The organism is Devosia sp. (assembly GCF_041917035.1).
In the GTDB taxonomy this organism is placed as follows: Bacteria; Pseudomonadota; Alphaproteobacteria; order Rhizobiales; family Devosiaceae; genus Devosia_A.
The window spans coordinates 1-6,204 of sequence record NZ_JAYRYM010000225.1 but is presented as its reverse complement, the minus strand read 5'-3'; the positions used below and the strand labels follow the sequence as shown (position 1 = coordinate 6,204).

The 6,204-nt window shown below is 65.0% G+C and carries 8 protein-coding genes and 1 pseudogene; 4 read left to right on the top strand and 5 right to left on the bottom strand.

All coding sequences use genetic code 11. From position 1 onward, the window contains the following. The 3 genes and pseudogenes from ACE3TU_RS17820 to ACE3TU_RS17810 all read left to right on the top strand — a co-directional run. Positions 1–469, top strand: a pseudogene (locus ACE3TU_RS17820) (NAD/FAD-binding protein); the annotation flags it as partial. Further along, the gene (locus ACE3TU_RS17815) at positions 466–1,227 is read left to right on the top strand and encodes a DUF1365 domain-containing protein (RefSeq protein WP_374626638.1); all 762 of its coding nucleotides are present in this window, start codon (positions 466–468) and stop codon (positions 1,225–1,227) included. The pseudogene ACE3TU_RS17820 and the gene ACE3TU_RS17815, both read left to right, overlap by 4 nt. Before the next feature lie 15 nt (positions 1,228–1,242). Further along, entirely contained in the window at positions 1,243–2,478 is a 1,236-nt protein-coding gene (locus ACE3TU_RS17810) for a class I SAM-dependent methyltransferase (protein WP_374626636.1), read from the top strand. 27 nt (positions 2,479–2,505) lie between these two features. Here ACE3TU_RS17810 and ACE3TU_RS17805 read toward each other — a convergent pair whose 3' ends face one another. From ACE3TU_RS17805 to ACE3TU_RS17790, 4 genes are read right to left on the bottom strand one after another with little or no spacing between them, the layout of a single operon-like run. Continuing rightward, positions 2,506–3,471 carry a nucleoside hydrolase gene (locus ACE3TU_RS17805; protein ID WP_374626634.1) on the bottom strand — a complete coding sequence of 322 codons (966 nt, stop codon included), beginning with the start codon at positions 3,469–3,471 and terminating at the stop codon, positions 2,506–2,508. A 52-nt stretch (positions 3,472–3,523) separates the two neighbouring features. Then, positions 3,524–4,285 carry an SDR family NAD(P)-dependent oxidoreductase gene (locus tag ACE3TU_RS17800; protein WP_374626632.1) on the bottom strand — a complete coding sequence of 254 codons (762 nt, stop codon included), beginning with the start codon at positions 4,283–4,285 and terminating at the stop codon, positions 3,524–3,526. Beyond that, positions 4,282–4,926: a ChrR family anti-sigma-E factor gene (locus ACE3TU_RS17795; protein WP_374626630.1), complete on the bottom strand. Its 645-nt coding sequence runs from the start codon at positions 4,924–4,926 to the stop codon at positions 4,282–4,284. Before ACE3TU_RS17795 ends, ACE3TU_RS17800 begins: the two co-directional genes overlap by 4 nt. Then, on the bottom strand, positions 4,923–5,504 hold the full coding sequence (locus tag ACE3TU_RS17790; protein ID WP_374626628.1) for a sigma-70 family RNA polymerase sigma factor: 582 nt from the start codon (positions 5,502–5,504) through the stop codon (positions 4,923–4,925). Before ACE3TU_RS17790 ends, ACE3TU_RS17795 begins: the two co-directional genes overlap by 4 nt. Before the next feature lie 209 nt (positions 5,505–5,713). Between ACE3TU_RS17790 and ACE3TU_RS17785 the strand changes: the two genes are divergently transcribed. Next, positions 5,714–5,971 carry a hypothetical protein gene (locus tag ACE3TU_RS17785; RefSeq protein ID WP_374626626.1) on the top strand — a complete coding sequence of 86 codons (258 nt, stop codon included), beginning with the start codon at positions 5,714–5,716 and terminating at the stop codon, positions 5,969–5,971. 2 nt (positions 5,972–5,973) lie between these two features. Here ACE3TU_RS17785 and ACE3TU_RS17780 read toward each other — a convergent pair. After that, positions 5,974–6,204: SRPBCC domain-containing protein (locus tag ACE3TU_RS17780; RefSeq protein ID WP_374626624.1), on the bottom strand; the 231-nt coding region annotated here is incomplete at its 5' end.

Genomic DNA, 6,204 nt, shown 5'->3' with positions numbered 1-6,204 from the left:
CACGGCGGTGCTGCACACCGACCGTCGGTTCATGCCGCGCCGCAAGCGCCTCTGGAGCGCATGGAACTACCTGCGGACCGCCGGCGACGACGGGGAACGGCTGAGCCTGACCTACTGGATGAACCGGCTGCAGCCCCTCGACACTCGCACCGATCTGTTCGTCACGCTCAACCCCGGTCACGACTTCGCTCCCGGCACGGTGCAGTATCGGACCACCTATGAGCATCCTCTGTTCGACGCCGGCGCCATGGCTGCTCAGGCTCAGCTTTGGCGCATCCAGGGAGTCTCCCGGACCTGGTTTGCAGGGGCCTGGATGGGTTATGGCTTCCACGAGGACGGGCTGCAGGCCGGCCTCGAGGTCGCCGAGAGAATTGGCGGGGTCAATCGCCCCTGGGCGGTGCGCCGGCTGCGGGATCGCATTGCCCACACCTGGAGCGGGGAGGAGAGGTTGCTTTGGGCGGCCGAGTGACGTCTCTGGGCGCAATCTACGTCGGCGAGGTGGTGCACAAGCGGGCACGGCCCCGGCGGCATAGCCTCCGCTACCGCGTCTTCTCGCTCCTCGTCGATCTGGATCGGCTTGAAGCGATGGATGAGAAGTTCAGGCTGTTCTCTTTCAATCGATTCAATGTTTTCTCGCTGTTCGCCCGGGACTTCGGTCCGCATGACGGTGCTTCACTCGCGGCGTTCATCAGGAGCCGTGCCCGGCAGGCAGGGCTCGATGGGCAGGTGGCGCGCATCCGGATGCTGGCCTATCCCCGCATCGTGGGTTACGCCTTCAACCCGCTGACCACCTACTTCCTCGAGGATGCCGCCGGCTCGGTCAGGATGATCGTCTACGAGGTGCACAATACGTTCGGCGAGCACCACTTCTACGATGCCGTGATCGGTTCAAACTCCGACCTCTCCAGCCACACGGCGAGCAAGGCCTTCTACGTATCTCCGTTCAATTCGCTCGAGGGCGAATACCGCTTCTCCGTACGACCGCCGGGCGATGACGTCTTCGTCGGTATCGTGTTGCGGACTGGCGAGGGGGGGCTGCTGACGGCCTATTTCAGTGCGGTGCGGCGACCGCTGACCGATGCCGCGCTGTTGAAACTCCTGCTTGCATATCCACTTATGACCGCTAAAGTGCTTGCCGGAATTCATTGGGAAGCGCTGCTGCTCTGGCTCAAAGGGGTGCCGGTGACCCTCGGTCTCCGTCGCAGCGTCGGGGCAGTGCGCCGCTAGTCTGGAATGTTGCAGATGGATAAGCTTGCGGTCGAGCCGAACCGGACGGCGCCGTCGCCGGTTGATCGTGTTCTCTCCGTTCTCGCCGCCTTCATCGGCAAGCGCCTGATCGGTCGGCCCAAGCATGGTGCCGTCACCATCACACTGCCCGACAATTCGGTTCGCACGTTCGGCGATCCCGCGACCGGTCAGCATGCCCGTCTGCACATCAAGAACTTCAGCGTCCTGCCCAAGACGCTACGGCGCGGAACGGTCGGCTTTGCCCAGTCCTATATCGACGGCGACGTCGAGATCGAGGACCTCACCACGCTGTTCCGCTACTTCCTGCAGAACCGCGATGTCCTCGATAGTGCGGAGAGTTCCTGGTATGGCCGCGCAGCCCAGGATATCGCCTACCACCTGAGCCGCCACAACTCGAAGGAAGGCTCCAGGAAGAACATTTCCGAGCACTATGACCTCGGAAACGACTTCTATACCGAGTGGCTGGACCCCTCGATGACCTACTCCTCCGCCTACTATGTCACCGGAGACGAGTCCCTGGAGGCGGCCCAGCACGCCAAGTACCGCAAGGTGGCCGAGATGGCTGGCGTCAAGGAAGGCGAAAGTGTGCTGGAGATCGGCTGCGGCTGGGGCGGCTTTGCCGAGACCGTGGCGCGCGACTTCAATGCCGTTGTTTACGGCATCACGCTGTCGGTAGAACAGCTGAAGTTCGCCCTCGACCGGCTGCGCCGGCAGAACCTCGACAACCACGCCACCCTGCACCTCGAGGATTACCGCGACACCAAGGGCCAGTTCGATCACGTCGCTTCCATCGAGATGATCGAGGCGGTGGGCGAGGAGCATTGGCCCAGCTACTTCAGGACCGTGCACGACCGGCTCAAGCCGGGCGGCACCGCGGCCATCCAGGCGATCACCATCGGCGAGAGGGATTTCGAGGACTACCGTGCCCGTCCCGATTTCATCCAGCGCTTCATCTTCCCCGGCGGCATGCTGCTGACCAAGACAGCGATGCGGGAGCAGGGCGACAAGGTCGGTCTGGTGCTCGAGAATGTCGAGACTTTCCGCCTGTCCTACGCGCGGACCCTGGCGCTGTGGCGCGAGCGCTTTCTCGAGCGCTGGTCCGAGATCCGGAAGCTGGGCTACAGCGAGGAGTTCCGCCGCAAGTGGATCTACTACCTTGCCTACTGCGAGGCCGGCTTTGCCGAGGGGTCGATCGACGTCGGCATCTACCAGTACCGCAAGCCCGGTTGAGCGTCCCCGGGGCACCGTTCGCTGACGTCAGGTCCCGTGCCCGAGCAGCGTCCTGCGATAGAGGTCGAGCACCGCGGCCGCATTGACTTCGGTGCAGATCGTCTGGCTCGGCCTGTTGTCCCAGGCGCTCGGCGGGAAGCGCTTGGCGTCCGGCTTGATGAGGGTCTGGCCGGCCGCAATGCCGTCGGTGACCACGCGCACCGTGCCGGTTTCGGTGCGGAAGAACTCGGGGTGCAGGGCGTAGGCCACGGCGCTCGAGTCGTGGACGTAGAATCCATCTATTCCGGCGCTTTGCCGATGGAATTCCTGGTAGAAGGCCGAGACGCTTCGCACGAAGCGACCGTCTTCGCCGGCCACCTCGGCCAGATCGGCCAGATAGCGTTCCGACATCTGCGTCTCCTGCGAGACGTCGAGCGGCACGATCGTGATCGGCCAGTCGGCGCCGAACACGATATCGGCGGCATGGGGGTCACCCCAGATATTGGCTTCGGCAACCGGCGTCACGTTGCCGGTGTGTCCCCCGTGCCCGAAGGCCCCTCCCATCACCACCACCCGCGCCACCTTGCCGGCGATGTCCGGCGCCTCGGCAAGCGCGAGGGCGAGGTTAGTCATCCTGCCGACCGCGATGACCGTCACCCCGCCGGGGTCGGAACGGACCATTTCGGCGATCAGTCGGTGTGCGGGGCGTGGGTCGAGATTGCCCTGCACCGGAGGCAACTGGATGTCGCCCAATCCGTTGTGTCCGTGGACAAAGGTCGGCGGAGGTCCGGCCTCGCCCACCAGAGGCCTGTCCGCACCGCGCGCCACGGGAGCAGAGATGCCGAAGCGGGCGGCGAGGTAGAGCGCGTTGCGGGTCACGGTCCCGATTGCGCCATTTCCGAACACTGTAGTGATGGCCGCCAGCTCGACTCGGGGATGGCGGGCGAGCAGCAGCAGCGCCATCGCATCGTCGATGCCGGGGTCGGTGTCGAATATCACCTTGAGCTTCGGCACGCCCAGCCTCCGCGAATACGGAGGCCATTGTGGCGTACCAGGTCGCGGATGGCTACCTCTTCGGCATCATCATTCGCGTGATCGCGAAGAAGAGCGGGTAGGGCAGCATGCGCATCAGCTTGAGCAGCCAGACCAGCCGTCGCGGGAAGGCGATCTCGAATCGAGTCGAGCCCAGCAACCCGTCCACCGCCCTCTGCGCCGCCGCTTCCGTCTCCATCAGGAAGGGCATCGGAAAGTCGTTCTTGGCCGTCAGTTCGGACTTGAAGAAGCCCGGGGCGATCATCCGGACGCGAATGCCCCGTGGCTCGAGTTCTGTCCGCATGGTCTGCAGCAGGTTGATCAGCGCGCCCTTGGTGGCATTGTAGGCGGCCGCGCGGGGCAGGCCGAAATACCCGGCAACCGACGCGATGACCGCCAGCTGACCGCCACCCTGATGGGTCATCTGCGCCACCACAGGGTTGGCCATCCGCACGAAACCCATGAGGTTGGTATCGACCAGCCTCTGGAACTTGGCAAAGTCGTAGTCACCAACGGTCAGCGGCTGCCATGTGGCCGCTCCGAACACGTAAAGATCAATCCGCCCCAGGTCGGCGACCACTTGCTGCAGTACCGCTTGCACCGCGATCGCATCGGTCACGTCCAAAGGGTAGGGAGCAATCAGCCGTGAACCTGAAGCCACCTCGGCAAGCCGATCGGCGCGCCGGCCGGATATGGCCACCCTCCAGCCTCTTGAGGCCAGCAGCCGCGCCATTGCCGCACCGATGCCGGAACCGCCGCCAATGATCCACGCGGTCCGGCTCGGCGCCTCGCTCATAGTCCGAACAAGGGCTGCAGCGTCCGCACGAGCCGGCTGCGGAAGCTCAGCTTCGCGTCGACCGCAACGAGGCAGATGCAGTCCTCGCCCGGTTCCGCGATGGGCTGGTGTTCCACATCTTCGTCATGGTCGGCGATGTCGCCGGCGCCGAAGCGACCGAAGCGATCACGGTAGGCGCCCTGCAGGATCAGCGTCAGTTCCTGGCCGCCATGACTGTGTTCCGGTACCCGGCGGCCTGCCTCGACCCGCAGCAGCATCAGGCGTCCCTTGCCAGCCCTGCTGCTCGGCAGGTCAGCGACGGCAACGCCTGGACCGGACCACCGCCACCGCACCCCGTCGAGCCCATCCGGCAGGTGATGCGCTATCGGGCCGGGCACGTCCGCGTGGGACTCGGGCGCGCGGGTGGCGATGTCGTCGTCGGCGGCCGCCGCAAGCAGCCTGTCCAGCGCGCCAGAGGCCATGTCTGCCTCCGGTTCGGACGTCAGAAACGCGCCACCGATCAGGTCGATCCGCTTGACCTGCTCCCGGCACGCTTCGCACATCGCGAGGTGGGTCGCCACGACAACCGTGTAGGCTTCCTCCAGCGTGCCCGCCGAGAACGCCATCAGCGTCGCGATGTCGGGGTGGAAGGAAATCGTCAATGTAGATCCTCCAGCAGCGGCCGCAGCCTGTCATAGGCAAGGCGCAGCCTCGATTTCACGGTACCGAGCGGAATGCCGATCCGCGCGGCGATTTCCGATTGCGACAGCTCCTTGATGAAGCTCAGTCGCACGACTTCGCGCTGCTCTTCCGGCAGCACTTCAAGTGCCTTGCTGACGCGCGCAACCACCTGACTCTGCTCGAGCAGGGCGTGGCTGTGCGGCGCCTCGCTCTCCACCTCGATACCCTCGAGGTCCACATAGGGCCGGTTCGACTGCCGCCGCGCCGCGTCGATCCGCAGATTGCGCGCGATGGTGAAGATCCACGTGCTCGCCGCGCCCTTGTCGGGCGAGTAGAAATGCGCCTTGCGCCACACCGACAGCATGGCCTCCTGCGTCAGGTCCTCGGCGTGGGCGCCGTCGACGCCGAGACGGAGCATCATCGACTTGATGCGAGGCGCGAACTGCAGGAACAGCGCCGAGAGGGCCGCCTTGTCGCGGCGCTCCGCAATCCGACGGATCAGTTCGGCGGGCTCGGCGCCCTCGGGCGCCACGCCCTTGGGCGAGTTCGCTTCTGTCATGCTTGTCGCGTACATCGGCGGCTCCACGCTGTCGATGGGATCATACGGGCCCATCCGCGATCCGGATCAGTTCGCCTCAATTCGTGATCAGGACTGCGGCGATGCGGGGGCTGGTATCTGGCGGTCACTGTGACACACTGACGACGTCGCGTATCCGGCAGGCCCGGAATCACTGTAGTTTTGCGTATCAGTCACGGAGTGACCGCCCCATGGCCAAGGCGCTCTATCTGGTTATCCGCAGTCAGGACAACTGGTGGGTTGACTTCGAGGGGAAGTCGCATGGCCCATTTGCGTCACGCGAGAATGCGGCGCTGGAGGCGCGATCACTGGCCCGCTACGAGGCCTCCGGGCGCGAGTGCCAGGTGCTGGTGCCTGATCAGGAAGGCAAGTACTGGGTCATCTGGTCGAGCCTGCACGACAGTGCGGATGGCGCCCGCCCATTTGTTCCGAGGCGCGTCGCGGGCTGAATTCAGCCGCGATCGAGCCAGGCACTCAGCTGATCCATCAGGTAGTTCGTTCCCGCCTCTCGCTGTTGCACCGTATCGAGCCCGTCGAGGAAGGCGCCGTCCTCCCGGATCATCAGATGGGTTCCGTCCGCTTCGACGGTGAAGGAGACGGTGGCCAGCGAGACCGAGATGCGCTGGCCGTTCATCGTCATCTCGTAGGTGTAGACGATGCGGCTGTCCGGCACGATGTCGTG